This is a genomic window from Pseudomonas jessenii, assembly GCF_002236115.1.
Classification (GTDB): Bacteria; Pseudomonadota; Gammaproteobacteria; order Pseudomonadales; family Pseudomonadaceae; genus Aquipseudomonas; species Aquipseudomonas jessenii.
On record NZ_NIWT01000004.1, the window covers coordinates 191,275 to 206,622 of the forward strand.

Below are 15,348 nucleotides of genomic sequence, written 5' to 3' on the forward strand. Positions count from 1 at the left end.
CTCCATATTATCGCCGTCATAAAGTCATTTCTGTGGAGCGTCCCATGCCCGTCAAAGCCCTGTTCAAACCGTTCCACCTCGGCACCCTCGAACTGCCGACCCGCGTCGTCATGGCGCCGATGACCCGCTCCTTTTCCCCAGGTGGCGTGCCTAATTCCAAAGTGATCGAATACTACCGTCGCCGCGCCGCAGCCGGCGTCGGCCTGATCATCACCGAAGGCACCACCGTCGGTCACAAGGCTTCCAACGGCTACCCGAACGTTCCGCATTTCTATGGCGAAGCAGCCCTGGCCGGCTGGAAGAAAGTCGTCGACGCCGTTCACGCCGAAGGCGGCAAGATCGTTCCGCAGTTGTGGCATGTGGGCAGCGTGCGCCGGATCGGCACCGAGCCGGACGCCAGCGTGCCGGGTTATGGCCCGTCGGAAAAACTGAAGGAAGGCCAGGTCGTGGTTCACGGCATGACCAAACAGGATATCCAGGACGTGATCGCCGCGTTCGCCCAGGCCGCCAGGGATGCCCAGAGCATCGGCATGGACGGCGTGGAAATCCACGGTGCCCACGGTTACCTGATCGACCAGTTCTTCTGGGAAGGCAGCAACCAACGTACCGACGAATACGGCGGCAGCCTGGCCAACCGTTCGCGCTTCGCCATTGAGTTGATTCAGGCCGTGCGTGCCGCGGTCGGTGAAGGTTTCCCGATCATTTTCCGTTTCTCCCAGTGGAAGCAGCAGGACTACACCGCACGTCTGGTGCAAACCCCTGAAGCCTTGGGCGAGTTCCTCAAGCCATTGGCCGACGCGGGCGTGGACATTTTCCACTGTTCGACCCGCCGCTTCTGGGAGCCGGAGTTCGACGGTTCCGAGCTGAACCTGGCTGGCTGGACCCGCCAACTCACCGGCAAGCCGACCATCACCGTGGGTAGCGTCGGCCTGGACGGCGAGTTCCTGCAGTTCATGGTTAACACCGACAAGGTCGCGCAGCCTGCCAGCCTGGAAAAACTGCTGGAGCGCCTGAACAACGACGAGTTCGACCTGGTGGCGGTCGGTCGTGCGTTGCTGGTGGACCCGGACTGGGCGCAGAAAGTGCGTGACGGCCGTGAGGAAGACATTCTGCCGTTCAGTCGTGAGGCGTTGATGACGCTGGTTTAAGCGGCGACCGGGAAGGCCTCATCGCGAGCAAGCTCGCTCCCACAGGGTGTGCGTTGTACACAAATCCTGTAGGAGCGAGCTTGCTCGCGATGACTGACTCAAGATCACTGAAAAATCAGAGCACAGTCGGCGCATTCGGCACCACCATCTCCCCGGCACAGGCCCCGCGCAACTGTCCCTCGAACTGCTCGATAATCGTCGCCCAACCCTGGCGACTGGCATGCTGGCGCGCATTGAGCCTGACATTGCGCAAGGCTTCCCTTTCCTCCAGCAGCCATGCCGCTGCATCGCAGAACGCTTCTTCATCCCCCGGCATCGCCAGTACGCCGTTGTAGCCATGACGAATATGCTGGGCCGCCGCCGCCTGGTCGTAGGCCACCACGCCGAGCCCCGAGGCAAGTGCTTCAAGCACCACATTGCCAAAGGTTTCGGTCAGGCTCGGAAACAGAAACACGTCGCCCGACGCGTAGTGACACGCCAGGGCTTCACCCCGTTGGGTGCCGCAGAAAATCGCCTCGGGCATTTCGTTTTCCAGTTCCTGGCGCTGCGGGCCATCGCCGACCACGATCAGTTTCAGCGTGCGCTGGGGATAACTCGCCTTGAGGGTATTGAAGGTGCGCTTGAGCAGGCCAAGGTTTTTTTCCGGGGCCAGGCGTCCGACATGAATGACGGCGATGTCTGCCTCGGCCAGCCCCCATTGCTCGCGCAGGGCATTCAAGCGTTTGGCCGGGTGAAACAATTCGCTGTCGACCCCACGGGACAGCAACGCCAGGCGCTCGAAATGCCGCCGCTCCAGTTCCATGCGTTGGCTGACGCTGGGCACCAGGGTCATGGTCGAGCGGTTGTGGAACCAGCGCAGGTAGTGAGTGAGCAGGCGCGTGAGCAAACCAAGCCCGTACTGGTTGGAGTACTGTTGGAAATTGGTGTGGAAACCGCTGACCACGGAAATTCCCAGTCGCCGTGCCGCACGCAACGCAGAGAGCCCCAGCGGGCCCTCGGTGGCGATGTAGAGCACATCCGGGCGGTGACGCGTCCAGCGCCGCAGCAGCTTGTGCATCGACGACTGACCCCATTGCAGGCCGGGATAGCCCGGCAGTGGCCAGCCGCGGCACAGCAGCAATTCATCGTCGCTGCCCAGTTGCTGGTCGCAGCCCTGACGCGGCCGCACCAGCTCCACTTGATGCCCGCGCGCGCGCAAACCGTCGCACAAGCGACCAAGGGTATTGGCCACGCCGTTGATTTCCGGTGGGAAGGTTTCGGTGATCAGGGTGATATGCAGAGCTGTCGTCATGACCCCAGTGTCGGCTGGGGCCATGTCGTCAGTGTGACGTCGGGATGATGGATTTGTGACTCAGCGCTGGGTTACCAGGTTTTCTGCCCCGCGCTCACGCACCCAGAACAGCGTCGCCCCGGCCACGGCAGCCGGCATCATCAGGATGTTCACCACAGGGATCAGCAGCACCAGGTACACGCTGCCGCCGAAGCTCATGCTCTGCCAGCGCTTCTCGCGCAGCCAGGCGAGCATCTCGTTCCAGCCCAGCTTGTGGTTGTCCGCCGGGTAGTCGATGTACTGGATCGCCATCATCCACACACCGAACAACAGCCACAGCGGCGCGGCGATGATGTTCACCACCGGGATGAACGAGAGGATGAACAACCCGATCGCCCGGGGCAGAAAATAGCCAAGCTTGCGCATTTCCCGGGCCAGGGTACGCGGAATCATGGCGATCAACTCGCCCCAACTGAAGGCCGGAAAATCATCGGTGCCGCGCACCACCACTTCGACTTTCTCCGCGAGGAAGCCGTTGAACGGCGCGGCAATGACGTTGGCGAGCATGGTGAAGGTGAAGAACACCATCAACACCACCAGCACCACGAACAATGGCCAGAGGATGTAGCTGAGAAAACTCAGCCAGTCGGGCAGCGATGGCATCAAGGTGTCGACCCACAGGCTGAATTGATGGCTGGCCAGGTAGATCAATCCGACGAACAGCACCAGGTTGATTGCCAACGGCAACAGCACAAACAAACGCAGGCTGGGGCTCAACACCAGCTTGAGGCCTTCGCGCAGGTATTGCGGGCCGGACAGTACAGGGGCGGGCATAAGGTGCTCCGAGCAGAGGGAAAACGCGCCGACCTTACCGGCTTTGCCTTGCAGGCGAAAGCGCGGTGGCGGTATCGACATTCACTGTAACAAAGACGTCGATATCGTCGGTCAGATGCCATAGAGACCACCTATGAGCTGGATTGTTAAACCGTATTTCCTTAATCTTCGCCCCCTCGATACGCTGCACCCAATCTTTTTACAGGACGGTCGGGTCAAGCCTTCCCCAAGTGCTTTCAACCGTTCTTTTTTATTCCAGCCGGCAATCCGGCGTTCCGTGCCAGGTAATCCGGGCCGGTCAACAGGAGCAGGTCATGTCTGAAGTCCGTCATTCGCGAGTGATTATTCTCGGTTCCGGCCCTGCCGGTTACAGCGCCGCGGTCTATGCCGCCCGTGCCAACCTCAAGCCACTGCTGATCACCGGCATGCAGGCCGGCGGTCAACTGACCACCACCACCGAAGTCGACAACTGGCCGGGCGACGTCCACGGCCTGACCGGCCCGGCGCTGATGGAGCGGATGCGCGAGCACGCCGAGCGCTTTGAAACCGAGATCGTTTTCGATCACATCAATGCCGTCGACTTCGCCGCCAAGCCATACACCCTGACCGGCGACAGCGCGACTTACACCTGTGACGCCCTGATCATCGCCACCGGCGCCAGCGCTCGTTACCTGGGCCTGCCATCGGAAGAAACCTTCATGGGCAAAGGCGTTTCCGCCTGCGCAACCTGCGACGGTTTCTTCTATCGCAACAAGCCGGTGGCCGTGGTCGGCGGCGGCAACACCGCTGTCGAAGAAGCCCTGTACCTGGCCAACATCGCCAGCAAAGTCACCCTGATCCACCGTCGCGAAACCTTCCGCGCCGAGAAGATCCTGATCGACAAGCTGAACGCCCGTGTCGCCGAAGGCAAGATCGAGCTGAAGCTGAACGCGACCCTGGACGAAGTGCTGGGCGACAACATGGGCGTGACCGGTGCTCGCCTGAAGAACAACGACGGCAGCTTCGACGAAGTGAAAGTCGACGGCGTGTTCATCGCCATCGGCCACACCCCGAACACTTCGCTGTTCGAAGGCCAGTTGACCCTCAAAGACGGCTACCTGGTTGTGCAGGGCGGCCGTGACGGCAACGCCACTGCCACCAGCCTCGAAGGTATCTTCGCCGCTGGTGACGTGGCAGACCACGTGTACCGTCAGGCCATCACCTCGGCTGGCGCAGGTTGCATGGCGGCACTGGATGCCGAGCGTTACCTGGATAATCTGCAGAACGCTTGATTCTGTAGAAACGAAAAACCGGCTTCGGCCGGTTTTTTTGTGCCTTCGGAAAATACACATGTCCCTGTAGGAGCGAGCGCGCTCGCGATGGTCGTCAACGATAACGCTGGGAGCCTGACACCCCGCAGGGCCCTCAGGTTCTTCGCGAGCATGCTCGCTCCTACAGTGGGCGCTGTGGATCAGGCCAATTTCTTCAGACACGCCTCAAGGATATCCAGCCCTTCCTCCAGCACCGCAGCCTCGATGGTCAGCGGCGCCAGCAAGCGAATGATGTGCCGCGACTTGCCGCTCGGCATCAGCAGCAAACCGGCATCGCGCGCCAGGGCCAGCAGTTGGGTCAATTGTGTCGGTGCGGGCGAGCCATCGGCGTTGATCAACTCGATACCACGCATGGCGCCGACGCCGGTCAGGCGTCCCAGGTACGGCGTCAGGTTGTTCGCGCGCCAGGTTGCATGGCGACCGACAATCGCTTCTTCCTGTTGGGTGCTCCAGGCATGCAGGTTGGCATCGGTCATTTCGTCCAGGGTTGCCAGTGCCGCTGCACAGGCGATGGGATTGCCGGAGTAAGTGCCACCGAGTCCGCCCTTGGGCAAATTGTCGAGCAGTGACTTGCGCCCGACCACCGCACCCAGCGGCACGCCGCCGGCGATGCTTTTGCCGAGCAGAATCAGATCGGGCTCGATGCCCAGCCGCGAGAAGGCGAAACGCTCCCCGGTACGGCCGAAACCGGACTGGATTTCATCGGCGATCAGCACAATGCCCTTGTCGTCGCAGAACTTGCGCAGCGCCTGGGCGAACTCGACGTCCATGGCCAGGAACCCCGCTTCACCCTGCACCGGTTCGACGATAAAGCAGGCGACGTCTTCGACATCGATCTCGACGCTGAACAGGCGCTCCATGGCCTTGAGGGCCTCGCCACAGGTGACGCCGTTGTCCCGGCTGGGGAAGGGCAGGTGAAACACCGGCCCCGGCAGCACGCCGACTTTCTGTTTGTACGGCGCGACTTTGCCATTGAGGTTGAGGGTGGCCAGTGTGCGGCCGTGGAAAGCGCCGTCGAAGGCGATGACCGCGCTGCGGCCGGTGGCGCCACGGACGATCTTCAGGGCGTTTTCCGCCGCTTCCGCGCCGCTGTTGGTGAGCATGCCGCTGACCGGGTAAGCCACAGGCATGAATGCGCTGAGGCAATCCATCAGTTCGAGGTAAGGCTCATGGGGCGCAGCGTTGAACGCGTAGTGGGTCAGACGGGTGGCTTGTTCGCGAATGGCTTCGACGATGCGCGGATGGCAATGGCCGAGGTTCAACACACCGATGCCGCCGACAAAGTCGATGTAGCGTTTGCCATCGGTGTCCCAGACCTCGGCATTCTTGCCATGGCTGAGCGTGACAGGGTGAACGATGTTGATCGACTGGCTGATGGTTTCGCTGCGCATGAATGACCGGCTCGGAAGAAGGAGGACTTCTTTTTATCTAAGCCGTGAGCGGTGGTACGGGGCAAACGAAATAAAGTTGCCGGGTCAATCTTAAAAGTCGGGTTGTGCTTGTGATCAATTGCGCGCCATGAACACAAAACCTGTAGGAGCGAGCTTGCTCGCGATGGTGGTGAACGATGACGCTGGGAGCCTGACACCCCGTGGCGTTCTTCAGTCCATCGCGAGCGGGCTCGCTCCTACAATTTGAATCAGCGGCGAGTCAGCGGTTGCTGAGAGAACTTCACACCGGCCAGGCCGTGGGCAATCAGCGCGCGGATGTTGCCGTGGTCGCTGCCTTCCGGCGTTGCCAGCACCGAGCGGTAATGCTCGCCGAAAGCCAGCAGGGCTTCTTCATCGCTCAAGCCTTCGAGCAGCGCCAGGCCCAGGGTCTTGCACGAGCCTTCGTTCTGCCCGGCCGCGTTTTCCACACCACCGTTGTTGAAGGCCTGAGGCTGGTAGTCGTAACCGGCGGCAATGAACGCAAGGGTGTCGGCGAAGGCGTGTTCGCCGGTCTTGAGGCTGGCGCGCAGGGTGTTCAAATCACTCATTGGGTTTTCCTTTGGCGAACGCCGCTTGCTGGTCGGCGCTGGCTTCTTGCTGATATTGGGCTTTCCATTCGGCGTACGGCATGCCGTAAACCACTTCGCGGGCTTCGTCGAGGCTGACCTCGATCTGGCGGTCGTCGGCCGCGGCCTTGTACCACTTGGACAGGCAGTTGCGGCAAAAGCCCGAGAGGTTCATCAGGTCGATGTTCTGCACATCCTTGCGGCTGTCCAGGTGGGCCACCAGCCGACGAAAGGCGGCGGCTTCGAGTTCCAGGCGTTGTTGATCGGTCATGGCGGTCTCTTCGAGACAGCTTCAAGCGGCACGCTTGAAGCTGCAAGTTGGATGGCGGTGGCTTGAAGTCTACCGCTTGCGGCTTGAGGCTTGAAGCTCAGCGGCTTGCCGCGAGTGTTATAGACACCGACTCGGCGAATCGCAGCGCGTGGGGCTTGTCGACCTCGACCTCGGCGTACAGCACCGATGCGTTGGCCATCACCAGGTCGAGAATTTCCTGGGTCAGACGTTCGAGCAGCGCAAAGCGGTTGCCTTCCACATGGGCGATGATTGCCTTGGTAATGGTCCGGTAGTTCAACGCGTGATCGATGTCGTTGTCCCGTACCGCTTCCTGGGCTGCGTACAGAATGGTGAGGTTGATCAGCACATCCTGCTTGTTGAGGATTTCATCCTCGTTGATGCCGATGAAGGTACGCAGGCACAGGTCTTTGACCCGGATGCGTGCCATACCTGGCTGAAGTTGTGGCATTGCTACTTGCTCCGTCCAATCAATTGCAGGAACTCCTGGCGGGTATTGCTCGACTCGCGGAAGGCACCGAGCATCACCGAGGTGTTCATGGTCGAATTCTGTTTCTCGACGCCGCGCATCATCATGCACATGTGCTGCGCCTCGATGACCACTGCGACGCCGGCCGCGCCGGTCACTTGCTGCACCGCGTCGGCGATTTGCCGGGTGAGGTTTTCCTGGATTTGCAGGCGCCGGGCGAACATGTCCACCAGCCGCGCGATCTTCGACAGGCCCAGCACCTTGCCGGTTGGAATATAAGCCACATGCGCCTTGCCGATGAAGGGCAGTATGTGGTGTTCGCACAGCGAGTACAGCTCGATGTTGTCGACGATGACCATTTCATCGTTGTCGGAGGCGAACAGCGCGCCATTGACGATCTCTTCGACACTTTGCTCATAGCCATGGCAAAGGTACTGCATGGCTTTGGCTGCACGCGTCGGCGTATCGAGCAAGCCCTCGCGGTCGGGGTTTTCACCGAGACCGATGAGGATCTCTCGATAATTCTGGGGCAGGGATAACGTCATGGAAAATCCTCGCGGGACACTATTTGATGTGCCTTCCGCCATTGACGGTCAGGGTGGTGCCGGTGACATAAGGGTTGTCGAGCAGATAGCGCAGGCTCTGGTAGATCACTTCGCAACCGGGTTCGATGCCCAGCGCGGACTTGGCCAGCGCCTTGGCGCGGTAGGCCGCGTCGTCTTCAGGGTTGAACAGTAGCAGGGCCGGCGCGATCCCGTTGACCTTGATGGCCGGCGCGTACCGGGCGGCGAAGGACAGGGTCAGGCTGTCGAGCCCGGCTTTGCTGGCGCAATAGCCGATGTGCCTGCTGCTGCCCTTGCGGGTCACGTCATCGCTGATGTGCACGATGTCGGCGGGGCTCGAGCGTTGCAGCAGGTCGGCGCAATGCAGGTTGATCAGGTAGGGCGCCAGCATGTGCACGCTGAACATGCGGGTGAATGCCGCGGCGTCGGTGTCCGGCGTTTCAGCCAGCCATTCGGAAGCGTTGTGGACGATTGCCCGCAGGCTGTCGGTATGGGTTTTCAGCTCGTTGATGAAGGCGAAGATCCCGGCCTCGCTGGCGAAGTCCGCGAACACCGCGGTGGCCCCCAGGTCGCGCAGGGCTTGTACGCCGGGGCGCTCGCTGCGGTAGCTGAAAATCACCCGATGGCCATCTTCCAGCAATCGCCGGGCGCAGTGCAGGCCGACACGCTGGCCGGCACCGGTAATGAGGACAGGGGCTGCGGAAGAAGTCATGAACGGCTCGCATCGCGGTGAGAGCAAAACTATACCAGCGACGGGAGCGCTCTACCTATTGCGAGGGAAACAAGTGTGGGAGCGAGCTTGCTCGCGATTGCGGACTGTCAGACGACACATATGTTGACTGACACGCCCTCATCGCAAGCAAGCTCGCTCCCACAGGAGGGATCAATGATTCTGTGTGGAGGGTTCGGCACGCAATGGGCGTGCCGGCGTGCTGTTCAGCCAGCCGGCCAGCAAACGGGTCGACAATGGAATGAACAGGTAAACCATCAGCGGCGTCAGGCACAGGGTGCTGATGAACACCCGCGGCAGCAGGCTCATGTCACTCAACAGCGGCCCCAGCACAAAGTTGAACAGCAGCGAGACCGGAAAGAACGCCAGCCAGATCGCCACGGCCTGTTTCCAGCGTGGCGGGCGTTGACCGACGGCACCGAACCAGCCCTCGATGCCGCTGACCCGGTGTTCTGTCGGGTGGGCGAACAGGTCGCCGCCACGTCCGAGCCATGCGCTGCGCGAAGCGGAATGTTCCCAGGCGTGCAGGGTCTGCTCGTCGGCGAAGCGGAAAATGATCTGGAATTCGTCATCGCCGGGCGGCGGAGCGAGCACACCGGAGCCGAGATAACCGGGAAAATCGGTGGCCAATTGTTCGCCTTCGCGCAGCCAGGCGATCAGGTCCTGGTAGCGTCCATTGGCAACGCGGCGCGCAACCATCAGCGTGACGGGAGGGCTAGACATTGTGTATCTCCGTAAGGCATTTGCGTCGCTCCGGATAGGAACTTCGCCAGGCACAGCGCCGGGGTGGTGGGCTGCGACTCGAAACAAGCAAGGATTATTCCTGATTCAGTCAATCGCGTCTGCGGCGTTTTTCGCTCGTTCGCGGCATGGAATTTTTTACGGAAACTTTACGGGGCAGGGGCGTTAGAATACGCCTTGGACGATACAAGGATGTTTCAACAGGATGCCCATATTTACAGACGTCGCTTCAGGCTCCACGCAGGCCGTCGCTCTCGAACAGGAAGAGCTCTTTCCCATTCGCGAGGTGGCGCGACTGACAGGTGTCAACCCGGTCACGCTTCGAGCCTGGGAGCGACGATATGGCCTGATTGTTCCAACACGCACCGACAGTGGGCATCGACTGTATTCGATGTCCGATATTGAGCGTGTCCATAGCATTCTCGGCTGGATCGAGCGCGGGGTTGCCGTCAGCAGGATCGGCAAGATCCTGGCCAGGACCGAGCCACTCCAGGCGTTGTCGCATATCATCCCCAACAACCTCGTGGAAGCCGATTACGCGCAGTGGCGGCAGCAGATTCATGTTGCGGTCAACGGGTTTGACGAGCTTCGGCTGGAGGAGCTCTACGGGCAAGTCTTTTCCAGCTACTCCCTGCCGGTGGTGTTCCAGGGCATTCTGATGCCCGTCTGGAAGCGGTTGTTGCAACGCCAGGAGCAGTTCGGCGGCACCAGCGAGTGGCTGTTCCTGGATGGCTTTTTGCGTTCCCGGGTGTTGCAGCGTCTGTTGTTGATGCGCGAAAAACAGCCGCGTCGCGTGGTCATCTGTGCTCTGGATGGCAATTGCCGGGAACTGGAACTATTGGTCGCCGCCCTGTTCCTGAGTTCCGGGCCATTGGCCGTTCGCGTACTGAACATGGGCCAGCCATTCGAGGAACTGGCGCTGATGTGTGAAAGGATCAAGCCCCTGGCTCTGGTGCTGTTTTCCAATCATGTGCCGGCTCCCGAGTTGCCGCGGCGTCTGAATCGCCTGGCCATGAGTCTGGAGTGCCGATTGTTGTTGGCCGGCGATGCTTCTGACCTGGCACAGGAAAGCCTGGCCGGGTCATCGATCGGTTGCCTGGGCAATGAAGGGGAGGTCATGAGCCAGCGTCTGAAGCAGTTCCTGGCGGGTACTCTGGATACTTGACGTTCAGAGATGCAGCGCGGGATGAGTCAAACGATGCTGTTGCAGGATGAACTGGCGCAGACGCTCGGCTTCATCGGTATCGCTCAGGCTCAGTTGATAGGCGTAGAAGCCCTGTTCGTTTTCTTTCTCGAAAGTACCGCGCAAGGCAATCCGCTCGTAGCCTGAGGGGCTGAACCACAAGGCGAAATGCTTCGGTGGTTTGGTCCTGTTGCGAGCTTCCAGCAAAACCCCTTTGCACGACACTTCGTGTACCCACAGGGTGCCGGGTTGACCCTTGGCGTTTTCCAGCGCTACCGGTTCATCCAGTACCAGGCGCCAAGGCCGGACCATCGGCCCGTCTTCGTAGATGCTGGGCACGCCGAGGCGCAAATGCAGCGCATGGAACTCGTCTTCCACCAAGTGCAGGGGAAAGGTCATTTGCTGGTTTTCGAAGCTGGCTTGAATGGTGACCTGCTCATGGGCCGCCAGGCGGGTGAGCAGGTCACGGATTTGCGACCCACCGTTGACGAGAAGGCTCGACGTTGCGTCCCGCACATTGAGTTGCGGGTTGTGTTGCATGGTCTGGATGAAATCCAGCTCATCCTGGGTCAGGAGCGCGTCGCGTTGCATGGCCAGCTCGAAAGATGTAGTTACAAAGTCATTGGTGATTGTAATTACTGACCATTAATTCTGAGTTTCGTTTGCGCCGTTCGTCGCCTTTAGCTCAGCAAGCTCGGCCTGGAGTTCAGCCAACTGCCTCTCCAGCTGTGCCACGCGCTGTTGCGCCTTGATCTGCACAGTGACGTCTTTCTGTACGCCGACAAAATAGGTTTGCCCGTCCGCTGGATTTTTCACCGTTGAAAGGGACAGCTCGTTCCAGAACGGCGTGCCGTCCTTGCGGTAGTTACGCAGTATTTCCCGGCAGGTTCCTTCACGGTTCAATGCATCGCGAATCAGCGGCAGCGCTTGCTGATCGCGGTCCCCCGACTGCAGGAAGCGACAATCCTGATAGAGGATTTCTTCACTGGAGTACCCCGTCAGGCGTTCGAACGCGGGGTTGACGTAAATGAGGATCTTGTCCTGATCGCCTTCCTTTTCGGCAATCACGATACCGTCGTTGGAGGCGTTGATCACCATTTGCAGCAGTTGTGCATTAATCATCGGAGTATCCTTTCCTGATTGATTGTCAATTGCATTCTAAAAGAATAATCACAACCGTGGTGTTAATATCCGGGTCTTTCACTCGGATTCAGGATCAGATCGATGAAAGTCGCCATCATTTCCGGCTCGGTGTACGGCACGGCCGAAGAAGTTGCCCGCCACGCCGCCAGCCTGTTGAACGCCGCCGGTTTCGAAACCTGGCACAACCCGCGTGCGACCCTCGCCGACGTCCAGGCGTTTGGCCCTGAAGCCTTTCTGGCGGTGACCTCGACCACCGGCATGGGTGAGCTGCCGGACAACCTGCAGCCGCTGTATTCGACCATTCGTGATCAATTGCCAGCAGCCTGGCGCGGTTTGCCGGGCGCGGTGATCGGATTGGGCGATGCGAGTTATGGCGATACTTTTTGTGGCGGCGGCGAGCAGATGCGCGAATTGTTCGCTGAACTTGGCATTCGCGAAGTGCTGCCGATGCTGCGCCTGGATGCCAGCGAAACGGTGACCCCAGAGACGGACGCCGAGCCTTGGCTGGCGGACCTGATCAGCGCACTGCGCGACTGAGCGTTGCCCCGGCCCTATGCCTGTCAGACCCCTGCTGGCGCCGGTCGTTTGACATGGAACCAGGACGGCAGGGCGGCTGACTCGCTGGGCCATCAAGCTGGCTGCCAATGCAACTACACGAACCTCAAGGGCTGACTAGACTCGGTGGACATAGGAAACACTCCATAATAAAAACACCGAGGCTCCTTGCCGTGACTGTCCCTTCCGTCCAATCGCCACCCAGTGTCAAAGACAAGGTCAGTGCTGCCGAGTGGCAGACCCGCGTCGACCTGGCAGCCTGTTATCGCCTGGTCGCCCAACATGGCTGGGATGACCTGATCTTCACCCATATCTCCGCCAAGGTGCCTGGCACCGAAGATTTCCTGATCAACCCGTTCGGGTTGATGTTTCACGAAATTACCGCGTCGAGCCTGGTCAAGGTGGATCAGGCCGGCAACAAGTTGATGGACAGTCCTTACGAGATCAATCCGGCGGGTTACACCATCCACAGTGCCGTGCATGAAGCCCGTCACGATGTCGTCTGCGTGCTCCACACCCACACGGCTTCGGGGGTGGCGGTGTCGGCGCAGAAGCAGGGTGTTTTGCCGATCAGCCAACAGTCGTTGTTCGTGCTTTCCAGTCTGGCCTACCACGCCTACGAAGGCGTGGCGCTCAACCATGAAGAGAAAGTGCGGCTACAGGCCGACCTCGGTGAAAACAATTTCCTGATGTTGCATAACCACGGCCTGCTGACCTGCGGCAGCACCATCGCCGATACGTTCCTGATGATGTTCACCTTTCAGCGTGCCTGCGACATTCAGGTCATGGCGCAAAACGGTGCCGCTGAACTGATCGCCATCGAACCGCAGATTCTGGCCGGCGCCAAAGCCATGATCGCGGGTGTCACCCGAAGTGCTCAAGGAATGGGCGGAGCGCTGGCCTGGCCGGCACTGCTGCGCAAACTCGATAAACTGGACCCGGGTTATAAACTCTGATGGAGCTCGCCGAGATCCCCTTGTGTGTCTGGCGCAAACGCAGCCAGACGTTCGTATTCCGTGGCCAGAGCATCCGCTACTGGGCAGCAGGCCAGGGTGAGCCGCTGTTGCTCATTCACGGCTTTCCATCTGCCAGTTGGGACTGGCATTACCTGTGGCAGCCATTGGCCCAGCGCTTTCGCGTGATCGCTTGCGACATGCTGGGCTTCGGCGATTCGGCCAAACCGGCGAATCACGAATACAGCCTGCTGGAGCAAGCGGATCTGCAGCAGGCACTGCTTGAACACCTGAATGTCGAGCAGCCAGTGCACCTGCTCGCCCACGATTACGGCGACAGCGTGGCTCAGGAACTGCTGGCCCGGCATTACGAATCGCGGGTGGAGCTGGCCAGTTGCGTGTTTCTCAATGGCGGGTTGTTTCCGGAAACCCACCGCCCGGTACTGATGCAAAAACTCTTGCTCAGCCCTTTGGGCTGGATGATCGGCCGCGCCTTCAGCCGTGATGGCCTGGTAAGAAGCTTTCGGCAGATTTTCGGTCCGCAAACCCGTCCCAGTGAAAGCCAGATGGATGATTTCTGGAGTCTGGTCGAAAGCCATCAGGGGCCACGGATCATGCACAAATTGATCGGCTACATCCCGGAGCGACGCGTCTGGCGCGACCGCTGGGTGAGCGCGATGCAACGCGGTGAAGTGCCGCTGCGAGTGATCGATGGCGGGGTCGATCCAGTCTCCGGCGTGCACATGGTCGAGCGATACCGGGAGTTGATCCCGGAGGCGGACACGGTAGTGTTGCCCGACATTGGCCACTACCCGCAGATCGAGGCGCCCTGCGAGGTGCTCAAGCACTACCTGGCGTTTCGCGATCAATTGCTCTTGCCGCCGCGCAAGGTGGCGTGTTCCTGAACCTTAAGGTGAACTGTTGTGGCGAGGGGGCTTGCCCCCGTTGGGCTGCGCAGCGGCCCCAAACCATACGGCGCAGTGATTCAGGTATAACGCGTTTAGCCGGTTTACGACTGCTTTGCAGCCGAGCGGGGGCAAGCCCCCTCGCCACAGGGTTCATGCCTGTTTCTCTTTCAATCATCCCCCTGCCTTATCGCGCACCATTCAGCCTCTCCCGTGTTCATTGTGACCCGCTGCGCCGTGCCTGAAACTCGGACTCACTGTCCCTTGGCCTGCTGGAGTCCCCCCCATGAATGAGTCTGTGCGCTTCGAAGATAAAGTCGTGATCATCACCGGAGCCGGTGGCGGCCTGGGACGGACGCATGCACTGTTGTTCGCCAAACAGGGCGCCAGGGTGCTGGTCAACGATCTTGGCGGCTCGGCCCAGGGCGAAGGCGCCAATGCCTCGGCCGCCGACCGCGTGGTCGCGGAGATTCGCGAGGCCGGCGGCATTGCCGAAGCCAACCACGATTCGGTCACTGACGGTGACAAACTGGTCCAGCACGCCCTGGACGTCTTCGGTCGCGTCGACGTGGTGGTCAACAATGCCGGGATCCTGCGGGACAAGACCTTCCACAAAATGGATGACGCCGACTGGGACCTGGTTTACCGCGTCCACGTCGAAGGTGCCTACAAAGTCACCCGCGCCGCCTGGCCGCACATGCACGAGCAGAATTACGGCCGGGTGATTTTCACCGCGTCGACCTCGGGCATCTATGGCAACTTCGGCCAGTCCAACTACGGCATGGCCAAGCTCGGCCTCTATGGCCTGACCCGCACCCTGGCCATCGAAGGCCGCAAGAACAACATCCTGGTCAACGCCATCGCCCCCACCGGCGGCACGCGCATGACCGAAGGCCTGATCCCGCCGCAAGTCTTCGAACAGCTCAAGCCCGAACTGGTCAGCCCGCTGGTGGTGTACCTGGCCAGCGAGAACTGTCAGGAAACCTCCGGTCTGTTCGAAGTCGGCGGCGGCTGGATGGGCAAGGTCCGCTGGGAGCGCAGCCTCGGCATCGGTTTCGATCCACGGGCCGGCTTCTCCCCGGAAGACGTGGCGGCGCACTGGCAGCAGATCTGCGACTTCGAGGGCGCGGCGCATCCGAAGGACAACATCGAAGCGCTGAAGGAAATGATGGGGAATTTGCAGAAATATACGCTTTGATACCACCGGCAAGGTCACATTGACTGACCTTGCCGGTTGTTGCATTTGTCGGCTGCAAAGC

Annotated in this window: 18 protein-coding genes and 1 pseudogene; 8 read left to right on the forward strand and 11 right to left on the reverse strand. The window is 60.5% G+C overall.

The genetic code is table 11. The features are described from left to right. Positions 1 to 44: 44 nt before the first annotated feature. Positions 45 to 1,148, forward strand: coding sequence for an NADH:flavin oxidoreductase (locus tag PSJE_RS13975; protein ID WP_090453105.1), 1,104 nt, complete (start codon positions 45 to 47; stop codon positions 1,146 to 1,148). Between the two features lie 115 nt (positions 1,149 to 1,263). Here PSJE_RS13975 and PSJE_RS13980 read toward each other — a convergent pair whose 3' ends face one another. Further along, the gene (locus PSJE_RS13980; RefSeq protein ID WP_090453107.1) at positions 1,264 to 2,463 is read right to left on the reverse strand and encodes a glycosyltransferase family 4 protein; all 1,200 of its coding nucleotides are present in this window, start codon (positions 2,461 to 2,463) and stop codon (positions 1,264 to 1,266) included. 36 nt (positions 2,464 to 2,499) lie between these two features. Next, a complete protein-coding gene (gene cysZ, locus PSJE_RS13985) occupies positions 2,500 to 3,252 on the reverse strand; it encodes a sulfate transporter CysZ (protein ID WP_057716404.1) in 753 nt (250 codons plus the stop codon). A gap of 314 nt (positions 3,253 to 3,566) precedes the next feature. Here cysZ and trxB point away from each other — a divergent pair, with 314 nt between their 5' ends. Both trxB and PSJE_RS31635 read left to right on the forward strand, forming a co-directional pair. Next, positions 3,567 to 4,523, forward strand: coding sequence for a thioredoxin-disulfide reductase (gene trxB / locus PSJE_RS13990; RefSeq protein ID WP_057716403.1), 957 nt, complete (start codon positions 3,567 to 3,569; stop codon positions 4,521 to 4,523). A gap of 87 nt (positions 4,524 to 4,610) precedes the next feature. Further along, positions 4,611 to 4,700 (forward strand): annotated as a pseudogene (locus tag PSJE_RS31635) (outer membrane lipoprotein carrier protein LolA); the annotation flags it as partial. A 2-nt stretch (positions 4,701 to 4,702) separates the two neighbouring features. On the opposite strand, the gene PSJE_RS13995 reads toward PSJE_RS31635, so the two are convergent. The 7 genes from PSJE_RS13995 to PSJE_RS14025 form a co-directional block, all read right to left on the reverse strand. Next, entirely contained in the window at positions 4,703 to 5,953 is a 1,251-nt protein-coding gene (locus PSJE_RS13995; protein ID WP_090453109.1) for a 2-aminoadipate transaminase, read from the reverse strand. Between the two features lie 248 nt (positions 5,954 to 6,201). After that, the gene (locus PSJE_RS14000; RefSeq protein WP_057716401.1) at positions 6,202 to 6,540 is read right to left on the reverse strand and encodes a HopJ type III effector protein; all 339 of its coding nucleotides are present in this window, start codon (positions 6,538 to 6,540) and stop codon (positions 6,202 to 6,204) included. Then, entirely contained in the window at positions 6,533 to 6,829 is a 297-nt protein-coding gene (locus tag PSJE_RS14005; RefSeq protein ID WP_046040093.1) for a DUF1244 domain-containing protein, read from the reverse strand. Before PSJE_RS14005 ends, PSJE_RS14000 begins: the two co-directional genes overlap by 8 nt. Positions 6,830 to 6,926: 97 nt before the next feature. Further along, positions 6,927 to 7,298, reverse strand: a complete 372-nt coding sequence (gene folX, locus PSJE_RS14010; RefSeq protein ID WP_007970304.1) for a dihydroneopterin triphosphate 2'-epimerase — start codon at positions 7,296 to 7,298, stop codon at positions 6,927 to 6,929. A gap of 2 nt (positions 7,299 to 7,300) precedes the next feature. Continuing rightward, positions 7,301 to 7,861: a GTP cyclohydrolase I FolE gene (folE, locus tag PSJE_RS14015; protein ID WP_008046221.1), complete on the reverse strand. Its 561-nt coding sequence runs from the start codon at positions 7,859 to 7,861 to the stop codon at positions 7,301 to 7,303. Between the two features lie 19 nt (positions 7,862 to 7,880). After that, complete coding sequence (folM, locus tag PSJE_RS14020; protein ID WP_090453111.1) at positions 7,881 to 8,591, reverse strand: dihydromonapterin reductase; 711 nt, start codon at positions 8,589 to 8,591, stop codon at positions 7,881 to 7,883. A gap of 171 nt (positions 8,592 to 8,762) precedes the next feature. After that, a complete protein-coding gene (locus tag PSJE_RS14025; RefSeq protein WP_090453113.1) occupies positions 8,763 to 9,332 on the reverse strand; it encodes an antibiotic biosynthesis monooxygenase in 570 nt (189 codons plus the stop codon). 223 nt (positions 9,333 to 9,555) lie between these two features. Between PSJE_RS14025 and PSJE_RS14030 the strand changes: the two genes are divergently transcribed. Further along, positions 9,556 to 10,515 carry a MerR family transcriptional regulator gene (locus PSJE_RS14030; RefSeq protein ID WP_090453115.1) on the forward strand — a complete coding sequence of 320 codons (960 nt, stop codon included), beginning with the start codon at positions 9,556 to 9,558 and terminating at the stop codon, positions 10,513 to 10,515. Positions 10,516 to 10,518: 3 nt separating this feature from the next. Here the strand turns inward: PSJE_RS14030 and PSJE_RS14035 are convergent, their stop codons facing one another. Both PSJE_RS14035 and PSJE_RS14040 read right to left on the reverse strand, forming a co-directional pair. Continuing rightward, a complete protein-coding gene (locus PSJE_RS14035) occupies positions 10,519 to 11,124 on the reverse strand; it encodes a hypothetical protein (protein WP_057716397.1) in 606 nt (201 codons plus the stop codon). A 54-nt stretch (positions 11,125 to 11,178) separates the two neighbouring features. After that, entirely contained in the window at positions 11,179 to 11,655 is a 477-nt protein-coding gene (locus PSJE_RS14040) for a PAS domain-containing protein (RefSeq protein WP_090453117.1), read from the reverse strand. Between the two features lie 102 nt (positions 11,656 to 11,757). On the opposite strand from PSJE_RS14040, the gene PSJE_RS14045 reads away from it, so the two are divergent. From PSJE_RS14045 to PSJE_RS14060, 4 genes are all read left to right on the forward strand, one after another. Further along, positions 11,758 to 12,213: a flavodoxin gene (locus PSJE_RS14045; protein WP_090453119.1), complete on the forward strand. Its 456-nt coding sequence runs from the start codon at positions 11,758 to 11,760 to the stop codon at positions 12,211 to 12,213. 191 nt (positions 12,214 to 12,404) lie between these two features. Continuing rightward, the gene (locus tag PSJE_RS14050; protein ID WP_090453121.1) at positions 12,405 to 13,187 is read left to right on the forward strand and encodes a class II aldolase/adducin family protein; all 783 of its coding nucleotides are present in this window, start codon (positions 12,405 to 12,407) and stop codon (positions 13,185 to 13,187) included. Further along, complete coding sequence (locus PSJE_RS14055; RefSeq protein WP_057716393.1) at positions 13,187 to 14,089, forward strand: alpha/beta fold hydrolase; 903 nt, start codon at positions 13,187 to 13,189, stop codon at positions 14,087 to 14,089. Before PSJE_RS14050 ends, PSJE_RS14055 begins: the two co-directional genes overlap by 1 nt. A 286-nt stretch (positions 14,090 to 14,375) precedes the next feature. After that, positions 14,376 to 15,287, forward strand: coding sequence for an SDR family oxidoreductase (locus PSJE_RS14060; RefSeq protein ID WP_090453123.1), 912 nt, complete (start codon positions 14,376 to 14,378; stop codon positions 15,285 to 15,287). The last annotated feature ends 61 nt before the right edge of the window (positions 15,288 to 15,348 follow it).

Coding starts and splice junctions, on each gene's coding strand:
- PSJE_RS14025 (WP_090453113.1), bottom strand. CDS start 9,332: ATGTCTAGCCCTCCCGTCACGCTGATGGTTGCGCGCCGCGTTGCCAAT.
- PSJE_RS13975 (WP_090453105.1), top strand. CDS start 45: ATGCCCGTCAAAGCCCTGTTCAAACCGTTCCACCTCGGCACCCTCGAA.
- folX (WP_007970304.1), bottom strand. CDS start 7,298: ATGCCACAACTTCAGCCAGGTATGGCACGCATCCGGGTCAAAGACCTG.
- PSJE_RS14005 (WP_046040093.1), bottom strand. CDS start 6,829: ATGACCGATCAACAACGCCTGGAACTCGAAGCCGCCGCCTTTCGTCGG.
- PSJE_RS14040 (WP_090453117.1), bottom strand. CDS start 11,655: ATGATTAATGCACAACTGCTGCAAATGGTGATCAACGCCTCCAACGAC.
- PSJE_RS14030 (WP_090453115.1), top strand. CDS start 9,556: ATGCCCATATTTACAGACGTCGCTTCAGGCTCCACGCAGGCCGTCGCT.
- PSJE_RS14000 (WP_057716401.1), bottom strand. CDS start 6,540: ATGAGTGATTTGAACACCCTGCGCGCCAGCCTCAAGACCGGCGAACAC.
- cysZ (WP_057716404.1), bottom strand. CDS start 3,252: ATGCCCGCCCCTGTACTGTCCGGCCCGCAATACCTGCGCGAAGGCCTC.
- folM (WP_090453111.1), bottom strand. CDS start 8,591: ATGACTTCTTCCGCAGCCCCTGTCCTCATTACCGGTGCCGGCCAGCGT.
- folE (WP_008046221.1), bottom strand. CDS start 7,861: ATGACGTTATCCCTGCCCCAGAATTATCGAGAGATCCTCATCGGTCTC.
- PSJE_RS14045 (WP_090453119.1), top strand. CDS start 11,758: ATGAAAGTCGCCATCATTTCCGGCTCGGTGTACGGCACGGCCGAAGAA.
- PSJE_RS14060 (WP_090453123.1), top strand. CDS start 14,376: ATGAATGAGTCTGTGCGCTTCGAAGATAAAGTCGTGATCATCACCGGA.
- PSJE_RS13980 (WP_090453107.1), bottom strand. CDS start 2,463: ATGGCCCCAGCCGACACTGGGGTCATGACGACAGCTCTGCATATCACC.
- PSJE_RS14035 (WP_057716397.1), bottom strand. CDS start 11,124: ATGCAACGCGACGCGCTCCTGACCCAGGATGAGCTGGATTTCATCCAG.
- PSJE_RS14055 (WP_057716393.1), top strand. CDS start 13,187: ATGGAGCTCGCCGAGATCCCCTTGTGTGTCTGGCGCAAACGCAGCCAG.
- PSJE_RS13995 (WP_090453109.1), bottom strand. CDS start 5,953: ATGCGCAGCGAAACCATCAGCCAGTCGATCAACATCGTTCACCCTGTC.
- trxB (WP_057716403.1), top strand. CDS start 3,567: ATGTCTGAAGTCCGTCATTCGCGAGTGATTATTCTCGGTTCCGGCCCT.